The 26,252-nt window shown below is 51.8% G+C and carries 22 protein-coding genes; 15 read left to right on the top strand and 7 right to left on the bottom strand.

The window, feature by feature from the left end; translation table 11 throughout:
- The first annotated feature begins 218 nt into the window (after positions 1-218).
- Both holA and mnmG read left to right on the top strand, forming a co-directional pair.
- Positions 219-1,325, top strand: a complete 1,107-nt coding sequence (gene holA, locus M8N44_RS10220; RefSeq protein WP_180973197.1) for a DNA polymerase III subunit delta — start codon at positions 219-221, stop codon at positions 1,323-1,325.
- Positions 1,325-3,211, top strand: a complete 1,887-nt coding sequence (mnmG, locus tag M8N44_RS10215) for a tRNA uridine-5-carboxymethylaminomethyl(34) synthesis enzyme MnmG (protein WP_102728232.1) — start codon at positions 1,325-1,327, stop codon at positions 3,209-3,211. Before holA ends, mnmG begins: the two co-directional genes overlap by 1 nt.
- 362 nt (positions 3,212-3,573) lie before the next feature.
- Here mnmG and ribD read toward each other — a convergent pair whose 3' ends face one another.
- Entirely contained in the window at positions 3,574-4,629 is a 1,056-nt protein-coding gene (gene ribD, locus M8N44_RS10210; protein ID WP_102727874.1) for a bifunctional diaminohydroxyphosphoribosylaminopyrimidine deaminase/5-amino-6-(5-phosphoribosylamino)uracil reductase RibD, read from the bottom strand.
- A gap of 330 nt (positions 4,630-4,959) precedes the next feature.
- On the opposite strand from ribD, the gene M8N44_RS10205 reads away from it, so the two are divergent.
- Positions 4,960-5,865 carry a hypothetical protein gene (locus M8N44_RS10205; RefSeq protein WP_102749478.1) on the top strand — a complete coding sequence of 302 codons (906 nt, stop codon included), beginning with the start codon at positions 4,960-4,962 and terminating at the stop codon, positions 5,863-5,865.
- Positions 5,866-5,956: 91 nt separating this feature from the next.
- On the opposite strand, the gene M8N44_RS10200 is transcribed toward M8N44_RS10205, so the two are convergent.
- Positions 5,957-6,670 (bottom strand): LamG-like jellyroll fold domain-containing protein, encoded by a 714-nt coding sequence (locus M8N44_RS10200; RefSeq protein WP_102727872.1) that lies wholly within the window; start codon positions 6,668-6,670, stop codon positions 5,957-5,959.
- Positions 6,671-7,150: 480 nt separating this feature from the next.
- Here M8N44_RS10200 and dnaN point away from each other — a divergent pair, with 480 nt between their 5' ends.
- Positions 7,151-8,251: a DNA polymerase III subunit beta gene (gene dnaN / locus M8N44_RS10195; RefSeq protein WP_022396127.1), complete on the top strand. Its 1,101-nt coding sequence runs from the start codon at positions 7,151-7,153 to the stop codon at positions 8,249-8,251.
- A 305-nt stretch (positions 8,252-8,556) separates the two neighbouring features.
- Here the strand turns inward: dnaN and M8N44_RS10190 are convergent, their stop codons facing one another.
- Together M8N44_RS10190 and M8N44_RS10185 are read right to left on the bottom strand one after the other, a co-directional pair.
- A complete protein-coding gene (locus tag M8N44_RS10190; protein WP_022396128.1) occupies positions 8,557-8,997 on the bottom strand; it encodes a hypothetical protein in 441 nt (146 codons plus the stop codon).
- 102 nt (positions 8,998-9,099) lie between these two features.
- Positions 9,100-10,158: a Rossmann-fold NAD(P)-binding domain-containing protein gene (locus M8N44_RS10185; protein WP_146019380.1), complete on the bottom strand. Its 1,059-nt coding sequence runs from the start codon at positions 10,156-10,158 to the stop codon at positions 9,100-9,102.
- A 445-nt stretch (positions 10,159-10,603) separates the two neighbouring features.
- On the opposite strand from M8N44_RS10185, the gene M8N44_RS10180 reads away from it, so the two are divergent.
- The 10 genes from M8N44_RS10180 to M8N44_RS10140 all read left to right on the top strand — a co-directional run bounded on the left by M8N44_RS10180 (position 10,604) and on the right by M8N44_RS10140 (position 22,641).
- Positions 10,604-16,348 (top strand): RHS repeat domain-containing protein, encoded by a 5,745-nt coding sequence (locus M8N44_RS10180; protein WP_249853105.1) that lies wholly within the window; start codon positions 10,604-10,606, stop codon positions 16,346-16,348.
- The gene (locus M8N44_RS10175) at positions 16,345-17,151 is read left to right on the top strand and encodes a hypothetical protein (protein WP_146021131.1); all 807 of its coding nucleotides are present in this window, start codon (positions 16,345-16,347) and stop codon (positions 17,149-17,151) included. The genes M8N44_RS10180 and M8N44_RS10175 overlap by 4 nt, the downstream gene beginning before the upstream one ends.
- 157 nt (positions 17,152-17,308) lie before the next feature.
- On the top strand, positions 17,309-17,947 hold the full coding sequence (locus tag M8N44_RS10170; protein WP_249853104.1) for an RHS repeat domain-containing protein: 639 nt from the start codon (positions 17,309-17,311) through the stop codon (positions 17,945-17,947).
- A 23-nt stretch (positions 17,948-17,970) separates the two neighbouring features.
- On the top strand, positions 17,971-18,336 hold the full coding sequence (locus M8N44_RS10165; protein ID WP_215458542.1) for a hypothetical protein: 366 nt from the start codon (positions 17,971-17,973) through the stop codon (positions 18,334-18,336).
- 1,617 nt (positions 18,337-19,953) lie between these two features.
- Complete coding sequence (locus M8N44_RS10160; RefSeq protein ID WP_146021133.1) at positions 19,954-20,214, top strand: hypothetical protein; 261 nt, start codon at positions 19,954-19,956, stop codon at positions 20,212-20,214.
- The gene (locus tag M8N44_RS10155) at positions 20,211-20,675 is read left to right on the top strand and encodes a hypothetical protein (RefSeq protein WP_146021134.1); all 465 of its coding nucleotides are present in this window, start codon (positions 20,211-20,213) and stop codon (positions 20,673-20,675) included. The genes M8N44_RS10160 and M8N44_RS10155 overlap by 4 nt, the downstream gene beginning before the upstream one ends.
- A gap of 325 nt (positions 20,676-21,000) precedes the next feature.
- Positions 21,001-21,345 (top strand): RHS repeat domain-containing protein, encoded by a 345-nt coding sequence (locus M8N44_RS14125; RefSeq protein WP_102749403.1) that lies wholly within the window; start codon positions 21,001-21,003, stop codon positions 21,343-21,345.
- A 321-nt stretch (positions 21,346-21,666) separates the two neighbouring features.
- Complete coding sequence (locus M8N44_RS10150) at positions 21,667-21,942, top strand: hypothetical protein (RefSeq protein ID WP_146021135.1); 276 nt, start codon at positions 21,667-21,669, stop codon at positions 21,940-21,942.
- A gap of 256 nt (positions 21,943-22,198) precedes the next feature.
- Positions 22,199-22,378 (top strand): hypothetical protein, encoded by a 180-nt coding sequence (locus tag M8N44_RS10145; protein ID WP_249853103.1) that lies wholly within the window; start codon positions 22,199-22,201, stop codon positions 22,376-22,378.
- 23 nt (positions 22,379-22,401) lie between these two features.
- Positions 22,402-22,641, top strand: coding sequence for a hypothetical protein (locus M8N44_RS10140; RefSeq protein ID WP_249853102.1), 240 nt, complete (start codon positions 22,402-22,404; stop codon positions 22,639-22,641).
- A gap of 269 nt (positions 22,642-22,910) precedes the next feature.
- Here M8N44_RS10140 and M8N44_RS10135 read toward each other — a convergent pair whose 3' ends face one another.
- From M8N44_RS10135 to M8N44_RS10125, 3 genes are all read right to left on the bottom strand, one after another.
- Positions 22,911-23,615 carry a L,D-transpeptidase family protein gene (locus M8N44_RS10135; protein WP_146017812.1) on the bottom strand — a complete coding sequence of 235 codons (705 nt, stop codon included), beginning with the start codon at positions 23,613-23,615 and terminating at the stop codon, positions 22,911-22,913.
- Positions 23,616-23,645: 30 nt separating this feature from the next.
- Positions 23,646-24,134, bottom strand: a complete 489-nt coding sequence (locus M8N44_RS10130) for a LysM peptidoglycan-binding domain-containing protein (RefSeq protein ID WP_022397927.1) — start codon at positions 24,132-24,134, stop codon at positions 23,646-23,648.
- A 69-nt stretch (positions 24,135-24,203) separates the two neighbouring features.
- On the bottom strand, positions 24,204-25,019 hold the full coding sequence (locus M8N44_RS10125; RefSeq protein WP_180975202.1) for a TatD family hydrolase: 816 nt from the start codon (positions 25,017-25,019) through the stop codon (positions 24,204-24,206).
- 123 nt (positions 25,020-25,142) lie between these two features.
- Here M8N44_RS10125 and M8N44_RS10120 point away from each other — a divergent pair, with 123 nt between their 5' ends.
- Positions 25,143-26,204: a lipid A deacylase LpxR family protein gene (locus tag M8N44_RS10120; RefSeq protein ID WP_180972864.1), complete on the top strand. Its 1,062-nt coding sequence runs from the start codon at positions 25,143-25,145 to the stop codon at positions 26,202-26,204.
- Positions 26,205-26,252 lie beyond the last annotated feature (48 nt).

The following is a 26,252-nucleotide window of genomic DNA, read 5'->3' as shown; positions in this document are numbered from 1 at the left end:
ATCTCATGGAAATGCCCTGCCGTAGTAACGATCAAACGGTTTGCGGCTTGATCACGAGGAGATGCCTGAAAAATGGACCTGGAAGACTCCAGCCGCTTTTTGACATTCCGGTTCTATTGATACTATTTAAGCCTATTCTCTTCAAATGAAAAAACTTTCAAATGACAAATACGTCTTTTAACGAGGCATATTTTATGATACCGTATGGGTACGGTTTTATGGGTACCAGCACTTTACAACAACAAGCCATTCACCTCGTTTTCGGTACGGACGAAGGAATGGTGCGTGAAAAGGCTTCCGGCATCTTTGCCGCCCTGACGGAAGGCACGAATGAATTTTCCCATGAAATCCTGGAAGCGGCCTGCGGCGATTCCGATGAAGCGGACCAGGTGACGCGCCAGGTCATGGAAGCCCTGCGCACGCTGCCGTTTTTTCCGGGCCGCAAGGTGGTCTGGATGAAGAACTGCAATTTTCTGGGGGATTCCGTCACGGGGCGTTCCTCCACCACGGAAGCGGCTCTGGACTCTCTCAGGCATCTGCTGGAAGGGGGGCTGGGACCGGACGTCCTGCTGCTCATCTCCGCCTCCGAATTTGACAAGCGCCGTTCCTTTAACAAATTCCTGCTCCAATCCGCCGCCGCGGAGGAACTGAACAAGCCGGACATCACCAAGGCCGGCTGGGAAGGCAGCCTGATGCCCCTTATCAACAAGGAGGCAGGCGCGCGGGGCATGAACTTCGATTCCGCCGCTCTGGAGTTATTCATTCACCGCGTCAGCGAATCCTCCCGCCAGATTATTTCCGAAATTGAAAAACTGGACCTTTATCTGGGCGCGGACAGGCGCACCGTGATGCCGGAGGATGTGGAGCGCATGGTTCCGCTGACGCGCACAGGCGTTATTTTTGAAATTTCACGTGCTCTGGAAAACAAGAAGAGCGACGCGGCCATCTCCCTGATTGACTTTCAACTGGAACGCGGTGAAAACGCCGTCACGATCATGCGCGCAGCGTTTATCCCCACGCTGAGAAATCTGCTGGCCGCCAGGCTTTTATGTGACGCGTTCAATCTGAAGCCCACCAACTTCAAGGAATTTACGGCCCGCATCTCCTCCCTGCCCTCCTATGCCGCGGCGCTGATTCCCCTGAAAAAAGACGGCACTCCCAATGCGTACCCGCTTTTCCTGGCGGCGCAGAACGCTTCCAAATTCAAGACGGAACGGTTGAAGCAGACTTTAAAGGAATGCATGAAGGCGGACAAGGCCCTGGTATCTTCTTCGCTTGATCCGCGGCTGATTCTGCACCGTCTTGCCATTTGCTCCGCATCCTGATGAATTCCTCTCCTTCCCCCGCCTCCTCCCTGTTCGACGTCCTCGTCGTCGGCGCCGGGCACGCAGGCATTGAAGCGGCGTTGGCCGCCTCCCGCCTGGGGTGCTCCGTCGCCGTTCTGACCCACAACCTGGATACCATCGGGCAAATGTCCTGCAACCCGGCCATCGGGGGGCTTGCCAAAGGCCACATTGTCCGGGAAATAGACGCCCTGGGAGGGGCCATGGGACTGAATACGGATGCCACCGCCATCCAGTTCCGGATGCTGAACGCCTCCAAGGGGCCCAGCGTGCGCGCACCCCGCGCCCAATGCGACAAAACGGCCTACCGAGCACGAATGAAAATGGTTCTGGAAACCGCCCCGGGCATACGCCTGTTCCAGGGTGACGTGGTCAAACTGCTCGTCAACGGGGAGCAGCAGGTGACGGGAGCCGTCACTTCCCTGGACTACACCATCTGCGCGCGCAGCGTGGTCATCTGCTCCGGTACATTCATGCAGGGGCTGCTGCACGTGGGTCTTCAGCACATAACGGGCGGCCGCATGGGCTGCGCTCCTTCCAGCCTTTCCACCGACCTCGCCGCGCTTGGCTTTCAAGTGGAACGGCTTAAAACGGGCACCTCCCCGCGCGTCAATGGAAGATCCATTGACTTTTCCGTTTGTGAAATGCAGCCCGGAGACGCGCCGGAGGCTCTGTTCAGTTACCGTTCCCGCGACGTACTGAAACGCGCTTCCGAACCTTTCTGCACCCTGAACACATGGGGAGACGAAGACTTCCGCATGAAGCAAATGCCGTGCTGGATTACCTACACCAATCAGACCACCCACGACATTATCCGGGACAATTTAAAATTCAGCCCTCTCTATAGCGGCATCATTGAGGGCATAGGCCCCCGGTACTGTCCTTCCATTGAAGACAAAATCGTGCGCTTTGCGGAAAAAACCAGCCACCAGGTCTTCCTGGAGCCGGAAGGCCGCAGTACGGAGGAATTCTACCTCAATGGCGTTTCCACCTCCCTGCCCTACTCCGCGCAATGCGATTTCATCCACACCATTCCCGGCCTGGAAAACGCCCAACTGATTCGTCCGGGGTATGCGGTGGAATATGATTTCTGCCCTCCCACGCAGCTGCACCCTACTCTGGAAACCAAGCTGGTGGAAAACCTGTACTTTGCAGGACAAATCAACGGTACCTCCGGCTATGAAGAAGCCGCCGCGCAAGGTCTGATGGCGGGAACAAACGCCGCTCTGAAAACTCTGGGCAAGCCCTCCCTGGTGCTGCGCCGCGACCAGGCCTACATCGGCGTCATGATAGACGACCTTGTCACCAAGGGAACGGACGAACCGTACCGCATGTTCACCAGCCGGGCGGAATTCCGGCTGCTGCTGCGCCAGGACAACGCGGACCTGCGCCTGGCCCCCCTGGCTTTTGAAACGGGCCTCATCACCCGCGAAACGTTCAGGAAAACGGAAGACAGGCAAAACGCCATTGAGGAAGGAATAGCAAAAGCAGCTCTGCTTAAACATGAAGGCGTTTCCCTTTCCACCTGGCTCAAGAGGCCAGGCAATGACTGGACCCTGCTGCCTGAAGAACTGAAAAAAATGTTCCACGTGGAACATTTGGATGCCATTGCCACGGATATCCAGTATGAAGGCCACATTGAAAGACAGAAAAAACAGGCGGAAAAAATCACCCGGATGGAAAGTAAAATCATTCCTGCCGACATTGATTACGAACGCGTTCACGCCCTGAAAAAAGAAGCGGTCATCAAGCTGGGCAGCATACGTCCTGCCACTATCGGGCAGGCTTCCCGCATTCCGGGCATTACTCCGGCGGACATTGCCCTGCTGCTTGTTCATTTGCAAAAGCGCGGCAGGCAGCAGGCATGAAAGCCTGCGCCGTTTTCATGCCGGGGCTTTAAATTTGAATACGGCCCAACTCCTGAATGCTGAAAACTTGCATGCATGCAAGGTAAAAGCCTCATGCTCTCCCTATGACCCGTTTTCCACTCCCTGCAGGCTCCGGTTTATAAACGAGGGGAGGGGGGGCTTTTTCCTGAATATTTTCCCCTGTATGACCGATACGCTTCCGGCTCGGTTCATGCCATCCGGCTTGTCTTAAAAAAGGGACACGAACAGAGAGGATGCACAATGATGAGAAAAACCGCCGAATGGCAGGCTCACCGGTAATTAAAGATGCTTTCCCGGTTTAAAAACAATCCGGAAGGCGAATGAATAATTGACTGTGCCCGTTACCGGTAGCTTACGTCGCCCCGGATGCACACATCGCTTCCAAAGATGCTCACAACCGGCTGCTCAAGAAAGGCTTCACGTTCCAGGAATGAACCGCCCGTTACGCCGTCTGCGCCGCCGCCCGTTATGATGGGCGCGTAAAATCCCACCCATTCATCCACCAGGCCGGCTTTCAGGAATTCCCGGACCAGGCAGCCTCCCGCTTCCAGCAGGACAGTCCCTGTTTTTCTTTCATTATACAGATTTTTTAATAATTCCAAATAACTTGAAACGTTCTCTACAATCAGGGTCCGGTCACGGAATTCATCCGTCAGGCAAACGGAATCCGCAGGAATGGATGCGGCGTTGTGAGTCAGGATAATGCGCCAGGGCTGTTCCTTAAGGGAAGAAACGGGACGGTCCGGTTTTCTGATGGTCAGGGACGGATTGTCCAGGCGCATGGTATTTCCTCCGGTAAGAATCGCATCGCACTCAGCCCGCAGGGTATGTACGAAAGACCTGGATTTTTCATTCGTCAGCCACTGGGACCGTTCCGGACTGCGTGAAATGCGGCCGTCCAGGGACATGGCGCTCTTTGCGATCACCCATGGGCGCCCCTCCAGCATGTTCAGCCTGAATCCCCGGATTAAATGATCGCATTCCTTTTCCAGAATTCCGCGGGTGACTTGGATGCCTGCTCTCCCAAGAATATCAGCCGCGGCGCCGCGGTGTCTGGGATTGGGGTCTTGAGAGCCATAAACCACCCGTTTGAAATGGTGTTCCAGAATGGCTTCCGTACAGGGTGGCGTTTTTCCGGTGGTGCTGCACGGCTCCAGAGTAACGTACAGAGTGGAATCCGCAAACAGGGCCGCGTTGCCTCTGGCCGTTCCATCGGCAATAGCCTTCCTTTCCGCATGGGGCAGGCCGGCTTTTTCATGAAAACCGGAGCCGATCACCTGGTTTTCATGCACGATGACCGCTCCCACGCAGGGATTAGGACTTGTCAGCCCGACCCCTTTTTCGGCCAGTTTTACGGCCATGTTCATCCAGCGCGTATCTTGGTCCTCCGTGTTCATGCCGACCTTGTAGCACGAATGCGCGAGAAAGGACAATCACGTTGTGTGATTGAAGAATATTAGATTTAACAATATTAAATTCCTTCTTCTTCTACCCTGTGCCCAGTGTGAACAACGTTTTTACCGCCTGGGAATGAATGGATTGAAACCATCCGACAGTGTGAATAAATTCGGTTCATAAAAATGTGGATAACATCTGAATAACTTATTCACACCATACTCACAGTTAATTGACTTATCCTTTCACAGGGTTATTGGCAAGTGGAACCGTGAAACGGAGCCGCACGTTCCGTCTTGCGGAAGCGCCGTAAGAAAGCATACCATTCCTCCATGAGGGTTGCCAGATTGATTTACATTCCGGAAAGGGACCATACCTTTCCCGCAACGAGCCCTGAGAGGCTCTTCCGCGGCTTTTCCGTGGCCGGGGTGAGCGTAGCCGCCTATTGTGCCTCCCGGCTCCGGGAAGCGGGCTTTGAGGCGGTTTTTAATCCGGAAGCCGCCGTTACGGAAAGTGCGGCGGAAGTGGTAGAGGTGTCCATGCATGATTTTTCCCCGGAAGCTGCCGCATGGCTTGCTTCCTGCGGGACAGGGGAAGTACGGAATGAAGAAGGGCGGCTGCTGGCCCGGAAAGGGCCGGGGAACGGACTGTCACGTGTTTTTTCCGGGCAGGAGGCGGCTGTGGAGCGCCTCGTCTATCCCTGGGACCTGCTGGACTGGCAGGAGAGAGTGATGGAGGGAATGGAGGGAGACGATTTTTCCGGGCGGCCGGGCGTTTACGTCCTGGGCAGTCTCCGTGTGGGAAAGGGCACCGTGGTGATGCCTGGCGTGGTGGTTGAGGGCTCCGCATGGGTGGGGGACGGCTGCCGTCTTGGGCCCAACTGCCATTTGAGAGGATATGTGTCCATGGGAAACGGCTGTGTAGCGGGGCAGGGGGTGGAACTGAAGAACTGCATCATCGGAGACGGGACGTTTATTCCCCATCTGAGCTATGCGGGTGATTCCATCATTGGCAGCGACGTCAATTTCGGGGCTGGAACGGTGTGTTCCAATTTCCGCCATGACGGCGGGGAGCACAGGATGATGGCGGCCGGGAGGCTGGAAATTACCGGAAGGAACAAGCTGGGAGCCGTCATTGGGGATCATGTGCGCCTGGGCGCCAATACCGTTGTTTTGCCGGGCAGGGTGGTTCCGCCCGGCGCCTGGACCATGCCGGGGGAAACATTCACGGGAACATGAATTCCGGGACGGAAGTGCCGGAATACGGAAAAGGCCGCATGCGGGGGAACCCTTCCCGGCATGCGGCCTCTTGCTGGATAACGGCAAATGCTTAGCAGCTCCGGCGGCGGCGCATCAGCAGGGCGGCCAGGCCCAGCAGCCCCAGGGAAGCAGTGGCCGCTTCCGGAACAGGAAGCACAACGCCGTCGTAAAATTTGATGTTGTTGACATCTATGGTTCCGTTCATGGGACGGGTGTTTCCAAAGGAAGCTCCAAATTGGGAGCCTGTCAGGGCAGGGGAGGACGGATTCCAGCCGGTGATCGTACCTGCCAGGGTGCCGTTGACGTACACGGAGAGAGTCTGGGAGGAAAGATCGGAAACGATGCTCAGATTGTTCCAGTTGTCCTGCTGGAGGTCCGTCCAGGTCAGGCCTGTATTGATGTTTCCGCCGGATTGGCCTCCAAATCCCTTGTTGTAAAAATAAAGTTCCCCGGAAGCATTGAATTCCAGTACCATGCTGTTGGATTCTCCGGAAACCGTTCCATTGGAATACAAGCTGAAAACGTCTTTCCAGGCGTTGTTGGTGGAACTCAGGTTTTTCAGGTCGAAGCTGACGGTGAAACTGCCTGAAATTCCCGCTATGCCAGAGTTGTAGGGCGTGCCTCCGCCGGAGCCGCTGCCGAAAGTGGCATAATCGTTGCCGGTTGTATAATTGAATGAACCGTTCCAGCCGGGAGCAGTTATTTGCGTTCCTTCAGTGGTCCACTCCCAGGAATAAATGGGAGAAGCCGCATGGGCCATGCCTCCCGCAACCAGTAAAGACAAAATAATGAATGAACGTTTCACAGAAATTCTGAAAGTCTTTGTTGTTTAAAATCGCCGAAGCTTGGCTGAAAAGTAGCGGATTTCGAATCCGGATGCCGTTCTTTTTCCTCTGGAAAGCGGCAAATTCATTGAACATATACACGATCCGGAAGAAGCGCTGTTTATGTTTCCTTTCATGCTTTTATTTTTCCGTGATCTTTCTTTTTGTTAACCGGCTTGTTCTTAAAAAAATAATTTGACCCCGGATTCGAAATCCGCGTGCGCGTCAACCGGGAATTGTTCGCCGGAGAACGGACTTTTAAGAATACTTAAATAATTTGAAAAACCGTTTCATGCAAGATATGCCCGGAGAAATAGCATATTACTACATATGGTATGCTTTTAAAAAAATACTGCCAAATATTAGGGTTTGACGGAGAAATGGCTTGAATCACAGGAGGCACTTGTGAGAGGATGCGAGGCAGATAAAAGCACAGACACATGAAGTTTACCATTTCCAAGCAAGTATTTCTCGACGGTCTGAGACAGGTTGCCAGCGTGGTGTCTTCCAAGACGACGCTGCCCATTCTTTCCAACGTCAAGATTGAAGCTGAAAACGGCCAGGTACGTTTTACGGCTACGGATCTTGACGTATGCATCACCGGCGTAGTTCCCGCGAACGTGCTGCGCGAGGGCACCGTGACTCTTCCCGCCAAAAAGCTGGTGAGCATCATCAGCGAGCTTCCTGAAGCCGAAGTCCAGGTGGACGTCAACCAGCGCAACCAGGCGACTGTGGAATGCGGCCGCTCCCAGTTCAAGCTGAATGGCCTTCCGGCGGACGAATTCCCCGAACTGCCGTCCTTTGAACAGGCGACCGTGTACCAGGTGGACCAGAATTTGCTGCGCGACTGCATCCGCCGCACGGAATACGCCATCTCTACGGATACGACCCGCTACGTGCTGAACGGCATTTCCCTTTCCTTCCGCAACGGCAAGATGACTCTGGTGGCTACGGACGGCCGCCGCCTGGCCCTGGCGGAAACCGCCCTGGAATTCCCGGAAGAACAGCAACTGGACGCCATTCTGCCCACCAAGGCCGTTGGTGAACTCCGCCGCCTTCTGGATGAAGTGGGGACCGTCACCGTACGGTTCACCCGCAACCAGGCCGCTTTTGAAATCAATGACACGCTGCTGATCAGCAAGCTGATTGACGGCAATTACCCGAACTACCGCCAGGTAATCCCGACGGACTGCAAGGAAAGCATTGAACTGCCCTGCGGGGAACTGCTGGAAACGGTGCGCCGCGTGTCCCTCCTTTCCGTGGACAAAAGCACGAACATCAAGCTGAACTTCCGTGAAAACGAACTCGAAGTGGCTTCCAGCGCGGAAGGCGTGGGTGAAGCTCATGAATCCATGACGATCACTTATGCCGGAAGGCCGCTTTCCATCTCCTTCAACCCGGATTTCTTCATGGCTCCCCTGAAGACGATGGCCGGGGATACGATCATTACGTTAAACCTCATTGATGAAATGAGCCCGGGCGTATTGAAGATAGGTGATGAGTTCCTGTACGTGCTCATGCCAATGAGATCTCCCAACTGATTTTGATGGTACAAAATCATTCATACGAGAACAGGCGCCGTGCTGTCACGGCGCCTGTTTTTTATTGATTGAAAATGAAAGTGATGACTGGGTTATTCACATGAATGTTCTACGTGGAACATTTTTCATTTTCCACCGTCGGCAATAAACCGGACGGTGATTTCCGGGGGAGGGATAAAAAAACAGGCGTGCCGGCATGGCACCGGAAAAAACGCGTATAAACACCTTCCGGCGCCGGGAACGTGCGGTTCAGGCGCAAGGGAAGGCACGGAGTGCCGCAGCGGGTCTAAGGAGGCTCCGCCGCGTCATTCGCTCAACAACCCCGGATCGGCGAACAAATCCGGAGCAAGATGGAAAGGATAGGAACCGGAGGCTTGCAGAATGGCTTCCCGTACGGGAGGCAGGGAACCGAAGCAGGAGGATTCCACATCCAGAATACGGCCGTCTTTCAGTTCAATCATCAGTCCGGGTTCAGATTCATGATCGGGCGTACATCCTATGCGCTCAATCAGTTCCCATGGAATTTCCTTGCGTGAAATGCTGTTGCCCCAGGAGATGGAGGAGGAAGTGATTGTGAGAAAATAAGGTCTCCCCAGAATGACGGGAAGCCACAGGAACAAGAGAAGAGCGCCGAGGAGAAAGCTCCACCATCCGGACCCGAAGAATGCCCAGGCCAGGCCGCACCCCAGGGTGCCGAGGAGTCTCCCTCCCAGCCGGTAGCTGCGGTAGGAATAATAAGTGTTCATGAATTGCGAAGTCAATGAAACGTCAGGCCGGCCAGGGAACGCGAAGCCCCCAGCCGTACTCTGTACGATACTCCTTCATTCCTGCAAAGACAAGATGATAAGTCAGGAAATCCAGTCCAGCATGTCCGGCGGCAGGGAACCGCGGGAGCGGATCAGGGAAAGGAAAGCTTCCTCCATTTCCGGAGGCGGCGGAAAAATGCCCGGCATGGCGCGGCCTGCGGCAAGCTCCACGGCGCCCAGGTTATGGAGCGCCAGGGGAGGGTCTATGTAGCACATTTGCGTAGGGTCCGGCAGAATGAAATTAAGGGGGCGGCCTCCGTTCAGCAGGCGGTTCTTCGGGATCTCCGGCCCCCATTCGTCCTCCACGCCCATATTGGCCAGCAGAACGCCGGAGGAGCGGGTCACAGCGGGGTCAATCACTCCTGACAGGGCATGCCGCCGCCCTGTGGCCGTGACGGCGCAAAAGGCATGACTGACTGCATTGGTAAGAGCTTCTCCATCCGTTGCGCGCACGAATGAGGCGGAGGACAGAGGGAGAGGTTTTTCCTCCACATCCGCCACGATAACGTTCAAGCCCCGCCTGAGCGCGTGCAGAACGATTCCGCGGCCCACTTTTCCGTACCCGATGACTACCAGGGTCCGTCCCGGGCCACTCTCAATTCCCAGCGCTTCCAGCGCGCGGAAAAAGCTTTCCCCGGTTCCCAGGCAGGTTTCTATCTGCTTGATTTTTCCGGCGTCCACCATCCACACGGGCTGCGTGCAGCGCGTATAATGCTGCGCTCCGGACCGGGTCAGTTCCACATACCCGCAGCGGCTGGGAACATGGCTGAGCGCCCCGGCGCAGTCCATCACCACATCATAGGGTCCGTCCGCCCGTTCCGCCTCCACCACGGGTATTCCATACCTGCCCAGCAGCGCGACCGTTTCCGGATCGTGGGGCATCACCGGAGAGACCGCTGCCGTCAACTCCGCTCCCGCCGCCAGCAGGGCGGCGTATTTGGCGCAGGTATTCCGGAATACGGGGGAGGCGTCAATCACCCGGCATCCCTCCAACGGACGGCTTTCCGCCCACGTTTCACACTGGTGCAGAAGCACGGGAAATTCTTCCTGCCGGTAGAAGGGGGACAAATCTTCTAGAATGCGCGCCGGAGATACAGGCATGGCAAAAATTGTAAGGGTTCTACGGATGGAGGGCAATCTTTCTCCTCCCGTTTTCATAGAAAAACTTCGGAAAAGATGTATTTTTTGTTTAAGGGTTTTCAGAAGTTGCGGCAAATTCGAAAAGACAAACTACTGAATCATCAACCATTCTTTCTCCATGAGAGAGACATTTTTTACAGGAATTTGACTGGCGCCAAGCAGGAATGACATCCTATTGTGGATTTTTTCTAACAAATAGATAATATTAATGTCTGTAAAAGGAAGGTACTGAGCGTAATAATTATTATATTATTTTTTGATGGAAAAAATCGTTATGTTTCATAGGCAAACAAAAATTTGCAAATAAACTTTATTGACACTGGCTCTGGATCATGCTACTGGGAAAATGATCATGGAGGATTGCTCTCCTCTAATTTCATCATCAATCCCAGTTCTTTAATGCCTTATGAATACTCCAACTACTTCTTCTGCCGGCACCCCTTCTTCCATCCCCGCTTACCGCAAATGGTACTTTGGCTCTACGGCCAAACCCATGCCGCGTGGCATGCGCGCCTCTCCGGAGCCCGATCCGCTACCGTTCGAGGAAATCCACGAACACGATGAAATTACCGTGGGACCGCCCAGTACGTCGGCGGATGGACACAGTGCTCACGGTTACTTTACCATTCCGGAAGGAGCGGACGGTAAAAAGCTCTACGGCACCTGTTCGCTCTTCCTGGGAGTAGACGACTGGGGGAGCCTGGAAGTGAAGGACTCCAGCGGCAGCGTGGTGGCGCAGGTGGACCTGAAGAAAGACTCGCAGACGGCAGGCAAGCAGGGCGGCCATAAATACCACACGGGGACCGGCGGGGCGCAGCTGCCCTCCGGCTCCTACATTTGGGAAGTCAACCAGACCAACATCGACTACAAGCCTGAAAAAGACAACGTCTCCATCTGCAACTATAGCATCGACGTGGTGCCGACGGAGCCGGGAGGCAAGGAGGAGCCCGAGAAGTGCCCGTGCGAGGGAGACACGTGTGATAACAGCGGCGGAACGCCGCCTTCCCCGTCGCTGGCCCGGTCGGGCTCCGCGGTGGGGAATAGCACGCTGGGAAACTACTCCTCCGCAGGGTGCAGTGTGAGTGCGGAAAGCACGGCCACCCTGATGTACTGGTCCTGCAACTTCGGAATGTTCCGGGGACTGGGAGGGATTCCTGCGGGCCTTGTGGAACTGAGGGCTGAGGAAACTGTCTCCGGCCTGGAAAGCCCCTCCTCACTGGCCTACAACCATCCGTTGAACAGCCGCCTGGACGTGCCCGAAGGGGGAATTGTACCCGGAGTGCGTTTTGATCTGGTGCAGGGAGACCGGGTGATTGCCATGCGCTGCTATATGAACGGGTCCGTGCTGCCCGTTGGCGTGGACACGTCGGGCGGAGGACGGGCAACGCTGGACACGGTGGAAGGACAATCCTGCCTCCGCTGGATCGTGGAAGACGGCAGCCAATACCTCTTCTCGGCGGAAACAGGAATGCTCCTCTCCTACACCACCACCGACAAGCAGGTCATCTCCAACGCGTCATCCTACCTGGACGTCAAGCATGCCGAAGACGGCTCGCTGAGGCAAATCTGGAACCTGTGGGACGGCCTGCTCAACGTGGAAAACGTCACCTCCACGGGCTACATCATCGCGCTCTACACGCCTGGGCAAATCACCGGAACGGACGAACAGGGATTTTATACGGTCACCGGGACACCCTTTAAAACATTCAACCTTTCCCTTTCCGCGGACGGCCACTTCACCGTCACGGAACAGGCGCCGGCTAGGCAGCCCTACGCCGTCACCTGGTGGAACGACGGCCTGGCGTGGAACATGCGGCAGGGCACGGGGGAAGACGCCGTCACGACCATCCGCACGCGCACGGAGCTGGAACCGGAAGACTCGGTCTGGCAGCTGGTGACGGAAATCTCCAAAGGAGGTATCGTGGCAGAGCGCACCTGCTCCATATATCAAACGACGGACGTAGGCGATCTGCTGCTCACTCAAGTGGAAGGCTATCAAAGCCAGGAAGCCCAGACCACGCAATACGCCTACGACCAGTGCGGACGGCTCAAGACGGAAACTGCCCCGGACGGCAGCCAAATTCATTACGCGTATGACCTCTACGGACGCCTGCTCTCCCGCGACGAACCGTGGGCGGAAAGCGGCAGGCGCATCACGCGCTACACCTATGCCTATTCGGGAGAAGCCGACTTCAACGACGAACCCGCCACGGAAACGGTAGACCTGCTTCCGCTGGAAGGACACGTCAAGACGCTGACCACCATTGCCTACAAGTACACGACGGCCAATCACGTCAAAAGGACGGAAAAGCGGGTCACCGGACTGGGAGTAACGGGCACGCGCCTGACGGCCACGGAACAATGGCTGGCCGGCGCGCCCGACGTCTATGCCCGCGGACGCACCCGGATGACCCGGGACCTCACCGGCGTGCAAACCTGGCACGACTACGCGGCAACGACGGAGCACGGCGCCCTCTACACGGAAACGTTGGAAACGCGCGTCAACGGGGAAACCGTGCCGGGACAGAGCACGCGCACCACGACCTGGATCACGGCGGAAGGGCAGCGCGTCAGGGAAGAAAGCTACGCCCTGCTCACCGGCGGGGAATGGGCGCTCACGGACAGCGCCTCCTATGAATTTGACACGCAGAACAGGTGGGTGAAGCGGACGGCGGGCAATGGCCGAATAACGGAGCGCGAGCTGATGTGCGACGGGCGCCTGTTGTGGGACATTGATGAAAATGGTGTAAGAATGGACTATGCCTACGACACGGCGCGCCAACTGGTGGAAACCACGCGTTCCGCCGTAATGGACGGGGAAACCGTCATCACGCCGGAAACCATCACCACCTACACCCTGGATGCGGCGGGGCGCATCCTCTCTACGCGCCGGGATACGGGGGCCATGACGACCAGCGAAAGCTCGGAGTACGACTTGCTGGGGAGGATAACTTCCTCTACGGACGTCCTGGGACGAGTCACCACCTACGCCTACAGCGAAGACGGTCTGACGACGACGCAAACCACTCCCTCCGGAGCCACGTTCGTCACGCGCAACGCGCCGGACGGAACGGTCCTGGAAGAATCCGGCACGGGACAGCGGCATATCATCTATTCCCTCGACTTGGTTGCCGACGGCGTTCGGACCTTCACGAAAGCCGTCTCCGGGGAAACGGAAACCGAACTGCAGCGCAGCGTCGCCAACGGTGCCGGGGAAATTCTGCGCACGGGCCGGCCCAACACCATCGGGGGAGTCATTTACACGAGGAACACCTATAACGCCAAGGGACAGCTGACCAAGGAACAGACAGATGCGGAAACCGCAGCTACGACGATGGCGCCGACCCTGTGGGAATACGACGACTTCGGCAATAAGGTCAAGGAAACCTGGAAGCTTGCCGATCCGGCCACCGTGTCCAACTCGCGCATCACCACGTGGAGCTATGGCGTGGAACAGGCGCAGGACGGCGTCTACCGCGTCGTCACGGCGACTAGGAACAACGGCCAAGGGACTACCTATGGCGAAACGCAGAAGACGCTGGTTTCCTCCCTCTCGTCCACGCTGGAAAGCAAAACCGTCTTCATCGGTCCCAGAGGAAATATATCCACACAGTGGAGCGAATACGGAACAGGCGCCCTGCGGACGCAAAAAAGCAGCATCCCCACTTCCAATGTCACGGCCACCGCGACGGTCATCGACGACTTTACTACCACGCAGACGGACCACGCGGGCATTACTTCCACGCAGACCCGAGCCTATGCGGAAACCGGCATCATCTACACTAACACGGACGGACGGGGCAACACCATTACGACACGTACCGACATCGCCGGGCGCACTGTTTCCGTTACCGACGCGGCGGGCAACACGGCTTCTACCGCCTACGATCCCTGGTTTGACCAGCCTTCCGCCGTCACCAACGCCCTCGGGAAAACGACATGCTACAACTACGATCTCCGGGGCCGCAATACGGCGCAATGGGGAACGGGCGCCCAGCCCCTGCTCTTCGGCTACGACGAAGCCGACAGAATGGTCAGCCTTACCACCTTCCGGGAGGACGCGGGCGACATCACCACCGACCCCACGGGACGCACGGACGGAGACGTCACCACCTGGAGCTATGATGAAGCCACGGGGCTGTTGGCGCGTAAAACCTACGCGGACGGAACGCATGAGGACACCGCCTACAATGCCCTGAACCTCAGATCCACGCTCACAGACGCGCGCGGGGTGGTCACCACCTGGGGCTACAATCTGAAGAAAGGGGTCAACACCTCCGTCTCCTACAGCGACTCCACGCCCGGCATCCAGTACGCCTACAACTGCCTCAACCAGCTGACCCAGGTGACGGACGCCTCAGGCTCTCGCACCATCACTTACACTCCCTACAACGAACCGGACACCGATAGCATCACCATAGGAGGCGCCTCCTGCCAGCTCCAGGAAAACTACGATGCCTACGGCCGGTCCTCCGGCTATACCCTGAAACAGGGAACCGACGTCCTCCAGGAAGCAAGCCAGGGCTATGAAGCCAACGGGAGGCTTGCCGGCGCCGGAATCGTGCACGGAGGAGAAGAACAAACCTTCGCCTACGGCTACCTGGCGGGAAGCAGCCTGCCCTCCAGCCTCGCGATGCCCAACGGCATCGTCCGGGAACTTGCCTATGAAGAACACCGTGACCTGGCAGTGGCCATAAGCTGCCGTCTGGGGGGAACCGCGCTGGTCTCCCGCAGCCAGAGCTACGACGCATTGGGACGCCCGGTCACCCGCACCCAGCAGCGGGGAACCGAAGCAACTCGTACTGACAGCTTCAGCTACAACGGCAGAAACGAACTCACCGGGGCTACTCTGGGAACAGCCCCCTACGGTTACAGCTACGACAACATCGGCAACCGCAAGACGGCGCGGGAACTGGCCGAGGAACTTTCCTACGCGGCCAACAACCTCAACCAGTACACAAGCATCGAAGAAAAAGCGGAGGCGCCTTTTGTGCCGACGTACGACGCCTCGGGCAACCAGACCCTCATCAAAACCTCGACGGGCATTTGGACAGTAGTCTACAACGCGGCCAACCGCGCGGTGAGCTTCACCAGCCAGGGCGGCAGTACGGTGGTGGAATGCGGCTACGACTACCAGGGACGCCGCTACATGAAGAAGGTCACCGTCAACGGAACGGTCGTCAGCCATGAACGCTACCTGTACCGTGGCTACCTGCAACTAGCGGCGTTGGACATGCTGGACAACCGGAACGTGCTTCGGACACTGCTGTGGGATCCACTGGAACCGGTGGCAACGCGTCCCCTGGCCCTGGTGCAGGAAAATGCCCTTTACTGCTATGGAGTTGACTTTAACAAGAACGTCACGGAGGTGTTCGCTGGAGAGGGAGCTATTGCGGCAACTTATGACTACTCGCCATACGGACAGGTTGTTTCCACGGGGGACCTCGTCCAGCCGGTGCAGTGGTCCAGCGAGATGAACGATGTAGAATTGGCCCTGGTCTATTACAACTACCGTTATTACAATCCCGCCGATGGAAGGTGGATCAATCGTGATCCCATCACTGAAGAAGGGGGATGGAATTTGTATGAATTTATGGGTAATATATGCGTATATAAATGTGATTATCTTGGATTAAAAGACTGGACATGTGATAAAAAACATTTGGGGTGGTACGATAAATTATCCTTTACATTAACAAATACCATTGGAGGAGAGGAATACGCAGTATCTGATCCCCAAAGTGTTATTATTGGTACTTTTAAAGAAAAGCTTCAAGATGCAGCAAAAAGTATATTAGAGCAGGAAATAGACGGCAGACAAATTATTGAAGCAGCTAGAAAAGCTGTCAATGATAATTGGTTTATGCGAAGTCTTTCTGGAATAGTACAAAATACTCGAACGAATGCATATATATTGGAAGAAACAAAACTAAGTGTTAAGTTGGAATATTGTTGTTGTGAAATTGACAATAAAGGTAAAATAAAATATTTTATGAATCCTGTATCGGGCGTAGATAGCTTTAATCTAATATTCAGTCTAAAAGAAGCTAGTATGAGAAGAATGAACACCTATACTAATCAATTAAAAGTCATGCTAAAAAGAACTGCATCGAACCTTAAGAAGAAAGCATGTAAAAAGCAAAAAAAATGAATAATCTTAAATTTATATTTTACTTATCAGGAATATACTTGATTGCAGTTCCTGATAACATAGTCTTGGCAGAATCTTCATCATGCATCCCAAGCCATGCAACCAAAATAAATAAAATAAGATCAGGATTGCCGATGGTGCAATTTTATGAGAAAACTTTGGCATTGTATATAGAAGCAAAATTAGCATATTCTACTTCTGAATTGCCATCCTCTTTATTTAAGCTTCTTACAGGTTGCTCTCAAAAAGATATAAGTAAGTCTTCTGTAAATTTTTTAACCGATATAATATACGATTATCTTATAGCCGTTAAAACTCATCAGATACCTAGATCTGCCGAAATTGAAGCCATATTAATTAACCATCTTCTAATGAAGGATGAAGGGGATGACAAGGTCATTAACTCAATCAACAGACGAATCGGACCAGAAACCGGTATAAAAATAAGAATTTATTCAGATTCTGAGATAAACGATATTTCAGATAATTTATCTCATACTATTTTTCCTTTAGGTAGTTTTGAAGACTTATCTTCTTATCCGATATGCTCTATTGATTCTTATTCTCCTGAACTAATATTATACGTTTATGAAAATGGTGTTTATAATTTAAAAAAATGTGTAGAATTTTTAAATAAAATGAAACCTTCTGATATGTTTTTTAATGTGCATGATTATTATTCAAATAAACTGAATTTACTTTTATTTAAAACATGGAACATGTTAAAAAAAGAAAAATACACAGAAAGTCAATGGGAGCTATTTTATAGCATTCCCCTATCATCTATAGAAATAAAGAAATAAAAATCCTTTTGAATGTTTAGATTTTTATAAAAAATAAAGTCTACGATTTTCAATTTTTAATTTGAATCCTAATTACCGCAATCGTGCGATGAGCTTCACCAGCCGGGACGGCAGTACGGTGGTGGAATGCGACTACGACTACTAGGGACGCCGGTACATGAAGAAGGTCACCGTCAACGGAACGGTCGCCAGCCATGAACGCTACCTGTACCGCGGCTACCTGCAACTAGCGGCGTTGGACATGCTGGACAACCGGAACGTGCGTCGGACACTGTTGTGGGATCCACTGGAACCGGTGGCCGCGCGCCCCCTGGCCCTGGTGCAGGGTGCCTCTCTTTACTGCTATGGATGGGACTTCAACAAGAATGTGACGGAAGTTTTTGATGGGCAGGGAACGATCGCGGCGGCTTACGACTACTCGCCCTATGGGATAGTTGGCAGCACAGGCAACCTCGTCCAACCCGTACAGTGGTCCAGCGAAATGAACGATGGCAAATTGGCTCTGGTCTATTACAACTATCGTTATTATAATCCTGCAGACGGCAGGTGGATTAACAGGGATCCTATCGCTGAAGAAGGGGGATGGAATTTGTATGGGTTTGTTGATAATGAAGTGGTATTCTCTATTGATTATCTCGGAAAAGAAACTAACGAATTTGGCTACACAATGACTATCCCTGCGGGTTACATACCCATTCTTCTTATTATTGAGGGAAGTATATCAATAGAAAAAAAGAAAAATTGTGTATGCATTGAAGCAAAATTACGAACAGATGTTGGTATAGGTGTAGCATAAGACTTAAAATTAAACAAAAATGGTTGCCTATTCTGCCTGATATTGAATATTCTTTACGAACTATGGTTGCTGGATTAAGTAATGAAAAAATACTTAAAATTGACAATTGTAATGGTAAAACTTCAACATCCTATCGGGAAGAATTATTAGGATTGTCTCATAGAATTGATGCGGATATTACATTATCATCTTATATACAAGCATCTTATTCTATTGATTTTAAGATAAGTGCTGGGTTAACTTTGAATGCAAAACCAATATCTTTAACTTTAGATGCAACGGGGTATGTTAAGATTGCCGCTACTTTGAAAATTCCATTTTTTATAGATCAAACTGAAGAAATCGCTAACAAATCTTTTAATGAAAATAAAAAAATATGGTCTAAATAATGAACACGATATAATTAGTCATCTTTATTATGATTTACCCTGAATCTCCTTTAACTGGATATGAATATTTCGAATTAGTTTGTGGATGTATTTTTGTAATCCTATTTTTAAGAATCCTTGTTTGGATCAAAAAAAATACTCTTAATTTTTCATTTAATAACTTCCCTTTTTCAATTATCAAACTTACAATTTATTTATTTCTGATCTCTGGAATAATTGGAGTTTTGTCAACAATGTATCATGGTATAAATCTATTATGGGAAAACTTTTCGAATGAACTTTTAATATCATATACAGCATTAATTTTTTCTTATCTTATTATAGTCATTGAGTGTTTCAGAATAATAGATGTTTTGAAGAAAATCAAAAATAAATCTGATTCCAATTGAAATAATCATGAAAAAATGTTTTCAGACTTGTTTTATAAGAAGCTAGCGTATTACAAAGAACACAGGAAGAGAATTGAATCGGAACATTTTCCATATGATATCAGAGCGTTTATCTACCCGTACGATTCCCCCCCACTTCACCACTTTTGCCATCTAGGCCATGGCCTGCCTTGAACTAAAAATGTAGATTTATGTCTTCTATACTGTGGGTTCTTATTTCGTCCTTTTTGATGTGTTTATTAACATCAAAGACAAAGCAAGAAGAAAAGTTTTATAAAAGGAGAGAAATTCAGAATATAGTTAGAAAATACAAAATCAGTGCTGAAATTATAGGTTCTTTATTTCTCATTGTTTTATGTGCACTCATTCTGTTAGCTCTGTACCAATCTGGCGGATGTGTTGTGATCGCTATATTCCTAAGTTCTGTGTACACGTTATTATTGATGTCCTGTGTGGCTATAGTTGTATACGTTCTTTGTAAGATAAACGCACATTGGAATCCAGATGAACTTTATCTTGTAATTGCTATCCGAGGAAATATGTCTTACAGACGATTAAAACAAGTACATTTTTTTCTTTTAGGAATGGCTTTTTCAGGTTTTGTGTATTCGAATATTTATTTAATATTAAATATGTAATTTATATTTAAAAACGGAATGATGAATAATAGTCTTGCTGTAAGATTTCCAAAAGATTTTAGCTTTTGATATTCAGAAAATTGCTCAGATGAAAAACAGAGAAGATCCATGAAACAAGACTAGAGTAAACAGTTCCGTATTTTTAATTGCGATAGCTTATTATTACTCTTTATAGGATCGTGTCCGGCTCAGGCAGCCTCGTCCCGTCCGTGCAGTGGTCCAGCGAGATGAAAGACGAAGAACTCGCCCTGGTCTATTACAATTAACGTTATTACACCCTCCGCTGATGGAAGGTGGATTAACAGGGATCAGCTAAAAGAAGAAAATTTTTTAGAAATATATTTGAAAAATGAGTTAAAAAGCAGAATATTTCTTTTGAATTACCCAATCTGTATATTTTTTGTCGTAACTCACCTATTACAGGGGCGGATGTATTAGGACTTTGGGAAGTAGGTTCGAGGCCACCTAAAATAAATACCGTAGTTACTGATGGTAAAGGCGATTTAGAAGTCTATCTGGGACAAGCTCCGGAAGGAAGTGTAGATAGGAAATGTTGTCTGAATTGCTTAATGAAACATGAACAAAGCCATTTGAGCGACATCCTTGCTGCCAATCCAAGAATAGCATTTGATGACAAAGGGAAACCTTATCCGGCAGGAAGAGGAATTGTCAGTCCAGCTCATGGGCGAGAATTGATAGAATCTGAGATAAAAGCGCATGGAATAGAAATAAAGTGTTTACGAGAATCTCTCACAAAACCGAAAATAAGTAAGACATGCAGAAAGAGAATTGCTACAAGAATTAATTTTTTATCTCAACGTTTAAAAGCATACGAGAACAAGTTAAAATGACTATGATTGCAAGAATTATTTTATTATCCATAATACTTATTGTTCCTAATATAAAAGCCTCTCCTATATTGGTTGACACAACGAAATCATTGGTTCTTTCTAAAAAGAGTCCATACGTGGAATTAGAAATAATCGAAAGAGAAAATTTATTTGAATTTTATACAGTTGTAAAACCAATGAACAAGGGAGATAAAATTAATTTTCTTGTCTATCGGTACGATGATAAATCTCAAAAAATTACAACCATCATAAATGTTACAAGCAAACATGAGATCCAAATATCTTTCCCTATAAAAAAAGATGATCTTGGAAAATTGAGCTATTGTGCAACCAATACTCCAAAAGGTACATTCGGCGGCATAGGATATTTTGAAAGGAAAAACAAAAAAGAACTTGTTTTTCCTGATAGTGATACAGTATACATCATCGAAAATATACGAGATTTTCTTAAAAGAGAATAAGCGTTAAATAAATATTTAGTTTAAACTAAACCGTTTTTTAATAATGGATGGAATATTTTGTTTTAATACTATGGTATTGGCAAATAACGGCATCGAACACGCTGGACAACCGGAACATGCTCCACTCGTTGCTGTGGAATCCTTTGGAACCAGAAGTCACGCGTTCCCTGGCTTTGGTGCAGGACAATGTCCTTTACAACTTCAACAAGAACGTCACAGATGTTTTCGATGGGCGGTAGCTATTGCGGCAGTTTAGGACTATTCGCCGTGTGGAATAGTCAGCAGTACAGGAAGTCTTCTCTATCTGGTGTAGTGGTCTAGAGAAATGAACGATGGCAAATTGGCTCTGGTCTATTACAACTACCGTTATTACAATCCCGCAGACGGCAGATGGATCAATCGCGATCCCATCGCCGAAGAAGGGGGATGGAATTTATATGGGTTTATTAGTAATAACGCAATAAATAAGGGGGACAAGAATGGCTTAAGATTTGACCTGCCTATTCCTCATCCGGAATTTCCTACCCTAACAAGTCCCTTACTCCAGATGAGTTGGCATCAGTATTTTGTAACTATTCTATACCTGCACCAAAATGCACATGCCAAAATTCATCAAAGATTTTTGATCCTTATCCGGCCAAGGCAAAGTCCATATGTATTAATTTTTTGAAGAGATACCAATTTTCAATTGCAGTCATTTCGATAGCCCTTTGCTTGGTAAATGCTGAAAAGCAGTGTCAAGACGTCTCGTATTGTTCAGAAAGAAACAACTGTAGGCTAAAAGCCATGTGACTTGTTATGCCAGCCGAGGCTTTATTCCTTTTTTGGGACTTCCGGAAGGAGGTTCTGATATTGGTTGGAATATGTTACTTAATGATTCTCAATGCAACTAATATACAACATAATTCATATCATATTAATTTGCGGGGTTGCTCCTTGGCTTATTGGCGCCGGGCATTCCATGTGTTTATCTAATTTTCACCATGCCGTCATGGCTGGATTTTCAATGATTGTATTTTCATTTCCAGTAACATTTATATTGGCTGTAATTGGCTGGGTAATCTTGCGTATTTTCTCTAGTGAAATAAATCAACTGGTAGCTTGTTTTTTAGGACTGATTATCGGACTCGTTATGGGCGCTATGCTGGACCGTATCTTATGCGATGAACATCATTATTTTTTTATATTGTCAGGAGCGGTTGGATTAATGGCAGGATATATTGAATTTTATCTATTTAAATTATATAATGATGAAATAGAGGAATAGTTCTATTACATTCGCCATCCAAATTAAGAGGTGTTGTGTGGATAAACAGAATATCCTTTCCATTAAATTAAGAAGCCGAAAGAAGAAACTACTGCCATCGAGGAATGTAGTTATTAACTACGTGGAACAGAAACGTCCGCGCCGACAGCTTCACTTATAATGCCAGAAGTGAACTCACTAGAGCCGCCTTGGGAACAGTCGCGTCAACATCGGCAATCGCAAGACGGCGCGGGAAATAGCGGAAGAACTCACTTACGTGGTCAACGAACTCAACCAGTACACCCGCATGGAAGAAAGTGGGGAAACGCCCTTTGTGCTGCAATATGACGCTTCAGGCAACCAAAAAACATTGATCAAGACTGCAACGGGCGTGTGGACAGCTGTGTACAACGCAGCCAACCGTGCGGTAAGCTTCACCAGCGAGGGCGACGCATAGTAGTGGAATGCGGGTACAACTCCATGGGACGCCGCTACATGAAGAAAGTCACCGTCAACGGGACGGTCGCCAGCCATGAACTCTACCTGTACCGTGGCTACCTGCAACTAGCGGTGTTGGACATGCTGGACAACTGGAACGTGCTTCGGACACTGTTGTGGGATCCCCTGGAACCGGTGGCTACGCGTCCCCTGGCCCTGGTGCAGGCCGCCTCTCTTTACTGCTATAACGGACTTCAACAAGAATGTGACGGAAGTTTTTGATGGGCAGGGAACGATCGCGGCAACTTACGACTACTCCCCCTATGGGATAGTTGGCAGCACAGGAAACCTCGTCCAGCCGGTGCAATGGTCCAGCGAAATGAACGATGGCAAATTGGCTCTGGGTCTATTACAACTACTGTTATTACAATCCTGCAGACGGCAGGTGAATTAACAGGCATCCGCTAAAGGAAGAGAATTTTTTAGAAATATATTTGAAAAAGACTGTCCGGTAAAAGTCGTTTTTGCTGTAGCAGGATTCTATCTGTTTGTTACTGTACGGCAGGGGCTTTCTGAGCTTCCGGTACGGGCAGGGGCGTTCTCTGGATGGTGACGGGCGTTCCTACGCTGGTTTGCTTGTAGAGAATTTCCGCAACGTTCCGCGGCAGGCGCACGCAGCCATGGGAGATGGGGTGGCGCCGTACCTTCCCCACATGCAGCCCCAGGCCCGCATTGGTAAGCCGCTGCCAGTAGGGCATGGGGGAACCGTCAAAGCGGCCTCCCTCCGGAACGGGGTCCGTGGATTCGGCGTTATAGTTGATGCATTTGCCTTCCGCATCATACATCTTGCCGTAAAGGTTGGAGGCGTGGTCTTCCTTTTTGGAGATGACGGTGTAGTCTCCCGTTTTGGTCGGGTAGGCCTTGACGCCGGAGGAGAGGGGAAAGTCCATGGCGATCAGGCCGTCCACCAGGTACTGGCCCCGCTGCTCGTCCAGGCAGACGAAGATTTTACGGGATTTCTTCGGCTTGCGGTTCAGCAGGGTATCATCCTTGTAGACGTCATACGTTTTCCGGTAGTCCTTGCGGGCTACAAAGTGGGCATACGTGGAGGGATGGAACGGGTTTTTATACTCCGGGACGGATTTGTCCACAGCGCGCGGATCCGGCAGGGCCGTATGGCCCTTGCCGGAGTGGGTGCAGGACGTCCACCCCATGAGAACCACGGGGAGGACGGCCAGAAGAAAGAGATGCTTCATAAGCGGTGAAACCGGGAAGGGCCCCCCGGATTACTTGGAACGCGGAATCGTGAGCTTCTGGTTGATGTGAATCATGTCGGACTTGAGGCCGTTGGCTCTCTTCAGCGCCTTGACGGAGGTGCCGTTCCTGCGGGCGATGGCTCCCAGCGTATCGCCCTTTTTCACGGTGTAGGTGCGTGCCTTGGGAGCGGGCTTGCGCGTGGTGCTCTTTCTGGCGCTCGTGCTGCGGGAGGATTTGCTGCTGGCCGTGGTTTTCCGCGTGGGGGATTTCTTGCTGACGGAAGGCTTGGCGGGCGGATTATAGGCGTAACTGGAAGAGCTGGAGGAGCTCTTCACCGGGCTGTAATGGCCGGATTCATAAGCGGGATCAGAGCTTTCCGCAATCCACGGCGGGATTTCGCCGCTGGCCGGTTCCGCAGTGTCATAGCCGGCCGTGGAGGAATTCTGGGTGGAGCAGGAAGAGAAGGGGAGCACCAGCGCGGCAGCGCAGGCGCAGGTAAAAATGAATGGCGCTTTCATGTGTGCCCTGTTCATACTAATTTATGATTTCGGTTTCAAGGCGCTAGCGCGGATTGCCGGGATTTTTTTTCAGCCCTTGTCCAGATTATAAAAGGTTTCCGCATTTTGCGTCGTTGCGCGGGCCAGCTCATCCAGTTCCATGCCTCTGGAAGCGGCGATGAAACGGGCCGTATGGATGAGGTGGGCGGGTTCGTTCATGCGGCCCCGGAGGGGTTCCGGGCTGAGGTAGGGGGAGTCCGTTTCCAGCATGATGCGGTCTTCCGGGCACCAGCGCGCGGTTTCCGCCACCACGGGGGCGTTTTTAAAGGTGGCCACCCCGGTGAAGGAGACCATGCCGTCCAGTTCGTCAAAAATTCGAGCGGCCTGGGCCGTGTCTCCGATGAAGCAGTGGAACACGGGGCGCACGCGGCCCGCGTGATTCCGGGCAATCGCCAGGGCGTCTTCAAAGCTTCTGGACCCTTTCCGGTCCCGCGTGTGCAGGACAATGTTGAGGCCCAGGCGCGCCGCCAGGTCAAAGTGCTGTTCCAGCAGGTTCTGCTGAAGGCGTCGGAAGCTGTCAGGCTCCCAGCCCCGGGGGGCTCCGTGGAAGTAGTCCAGCCCCGTTTCCCCGATGGCGGCCAGGGGGATATCCTGCGCCATGCGGGAAAGACGGTCCGCCCAGCCCTCCGGCGCTTCATGGGCGTCGTCCGGATGGATGCCCAGCGCGCAAAAGACCACGCCCGGGAACTGGCGCGCCCACGCCGTGTTCGCCTCCCAGTCATCCGGGCGGGCTCCCAGCGTAATCATGCGGTCGATGTCTTCCCGGAGGGCATGCTCCACATAGGCTTCCCGGCGGGACTGGTCGAATTGCGCGGAAGCCAGATGGCAGTGCGTGTCAATAATCATGGCGTAAAAACCCTGGCAGGGCAGGGGAAGTCTGTGGATATTTCCCGGTTTTGAAAAGTGCAAACACAGGGCATGCCTGATTTTTCCTTGCCACGCGGAAGTGAAACGCACAAACTGCCGCGCATGAAATGTACGGCTTTGTGCATGTGCGCCGGCCTGTTGTCGGCGGTTTCCCTTCAGGCAGGAACCCAGCAGATAGAAGCGCCGCAGGAGGGCCCTGTCATCAGTTTCCATCTGGAAAACGACATGTTCGTGGGAGATGACGATAATTATACCAACGGCGTCCGCTTTGCCTGGATGTCCGGCACCACATCCCGGAGCCACTCCTTTTCCGGCATGCTGGGAACAGTGCTGGGGGGCACGAACGCTTCCGCTTCCTGGCGGCGGTTCATGGGCATGAACGGTTCCCCCAACCTCCGCCAGCAGTGGGGGCTGGACCTGACCCAGCTCATGTACACTCCGGAGCAGAAGGCTACCTACCCCATTTATAACCAGCATCCCTACGTGGGCAACCTGACGCTGGGCCTGACCTCCCTGGTCAAGAATGAAGACAGGGCCAATTCCCTGGAGCTGCAATTGGGCACCACGGGCACGAATTCCCTGGCGAAAGGCTCCCAGCATTTCATTCATAAGCTGTGGGGCATGGAACAATGGCCCGGCTGGTCCAACCAGCTCCCCGGGGAAATGACGGCCAATCTGTTTTTCAAGCGCTACTACCGCCTGCGCGGCCTGGAAAAGCGCTACAGTTCCGGCTTTGAAACGGACGCCCTGGCGTACTGGCACGCGGATGCCGGCACGGTGAAGGTGCAGGCGGGCGGCGGCATGTCCTTCCGCTTTGGCTATAATCTGGGCAATACTTCCCCTGAAAACAGCATCCGCGGGGCCACCAGCGCCGCGCCGCCCTTCGTTTACAACAGGACGAACGTCGCCAACTGGGGGTATTACGGCTATCTTCACGCCGCCGTGCGCGCCGTGGCCCATGACCTGTACCTGGACGGCACGGTGTTCCGCTCCTCTCCGGAGTACGTGAACAAGTATCCCGTGGTGGGGGAATGGGGTTACGGCTTCGGCCTCCGGTACAAGCGCACGGAACTGCTGTTCGGCCTGCACTACATCACCAAGGAGTACACGCAGCAGGAATCCATGCAGTGCGTGGGCGTCCTCCAGTTAAAGCATACTTTTTAACGGCTGCGTTCTTCGCAGGCGGTTCATAAACGCAACGGCAGCTTGCAA

The sequence above is a fragment of the Akkermansia massiliensis genome (genome assembly GCF_023516715.1).
In the GTDB taxonomy this organism is placed as follows: domain Bacteria; phylum Verrucomicrobiota; class Verrucomicrobiia; order Verrucomicrobiales; family Akkermansiaceae; genus Akkermansia; species Akkermansia massiliensis.
The sequence above is the reverse complement of the archived record's forward strand: the minus strand, read 5'-3'. Positions and strand labels throughout refer to the sequence as shown.

Bases quoted from the DNA above. Each gene is read 5' to 3' on its own strand.
- holA (WP_180973197.1), top strand. From the start codon at position 219: ATGGGTACCAGCACTTTACAACAACAAGCCATTCACCTCGTTTTCGGT.
- mnmG (WP_102728232.1), top strand. From the start codon at position 1,325: ATGAATTCCTCTCCTTCCCCCGCCTCCTCCCTGTTCGACGTCCTCGTC.
- ribD (WP_102727874.1), bottom strand. From the start codon at position 4,629: ATGAACACGGAGGACCAAGATACGCGCTGGATGAACATGGCCGTAAAA.
- M8N44_RS10205 (WP_102749478.1), top strand. From the start codon at position 4,960: ATGAGGGTTGCCAGATTGATTTACATTCCGGAAAGGGACCATACCTTT.
- dnaN (WP_022396127.1), top strand. From the start codon at position 7,151: ATGAAGTTTACCATTTCCAAGCAAGTATTTCTCGACGGTCTGAGACAG.
- M8N44_RS10190 (WP_022396128.1), bottom strand. From the start codon at position 8,997: ATGAACACTTATTATTCCTACCGCAGCTACCGGCTGGGAGGGAGACTC.
- M8N44_RS10185 (WP_146019380.1), bottom strand. From the start codon at position 10,158: ATGCCTGTATCTCCGGCGCGCATTCTAGAAGATTTGTCCCCCTTCTAC.
- M8N44_RS10180 (WP_249853105.1), top strand. From the start codon at position 10,604: ATGAATACTCCAACTACTTCTTCTGCCGGCACCCCTTCTTCCATCCCC.
- M8N44_RS10175 (WP_146021131.1), top strand. From the start codon at position 16,345: ATGAATAATCTTAAATTTATATTTTACTTATCAGGAATATACTTGATT.
- M8N44_RS10170 (WP_249853104.1), top strand. From the start codon at position 17,309: ATGAAGAAGGTCACCGTCAACGGAACGGTCGCCAGCCATGAACGCTAC.
- M8N44_RS10155 (WP_146021134.1), top strand. From the start codon at position 20,211: ATGACTATGATTGCAAGAATTATTTTATTATCCATAATACTTATTGTT.
- M8N44_RS14125 (WP_102749403.1), top strand. From the start codon at position 21,001: ATGAACGATGGCAAATTGGCTCTGGTCTATTACAACTACCGTTATTAC.
- M8N44_RS10150 (WP_146021135.1), top strand. From the start codon at position 21,667: ATGGCTGGATTTTCAATGATTGTATTTTCATTTCCAGTAACATTTATA.
- M8N44_RS10140 (WP_249853102.1), top strand. From the start codon at position 22,402: ATGGGACGCCGCTACATGAAGAAAGTCACCGTCAACGGGACGGTCGCC.
- M8N44_RS10135 (WP_146017812.1), bottom strand. From the start codon at position 23,615: ATGAAGCATCTCTTTCTTCTGGCCGTCCTCCCCGTGGTTCTCATGGGG.
- M8N44_RS10130 (WP_022397927.1), bottom strand. From the start codon at position 24,134: ATGAAAGCGCCATTCATTTTTACCTGCGCCTGCGCTGCCGCGCTGGTG.
- M8N44_RS10125 (WP_180975202.1), bottom strand. From the start codon at position 25,019: ATGATTATTGACACGCACTGCCATCTGGCTTCCGCGCAATTCGACCAG.
- M8N44_RS10120 (WP_180972864.1), top strand. From the start codon at position 25,143: ATGAAATGTACGGCTTTGTGCATGTGCGCCGGCCTGTTGTCGGCGGTT.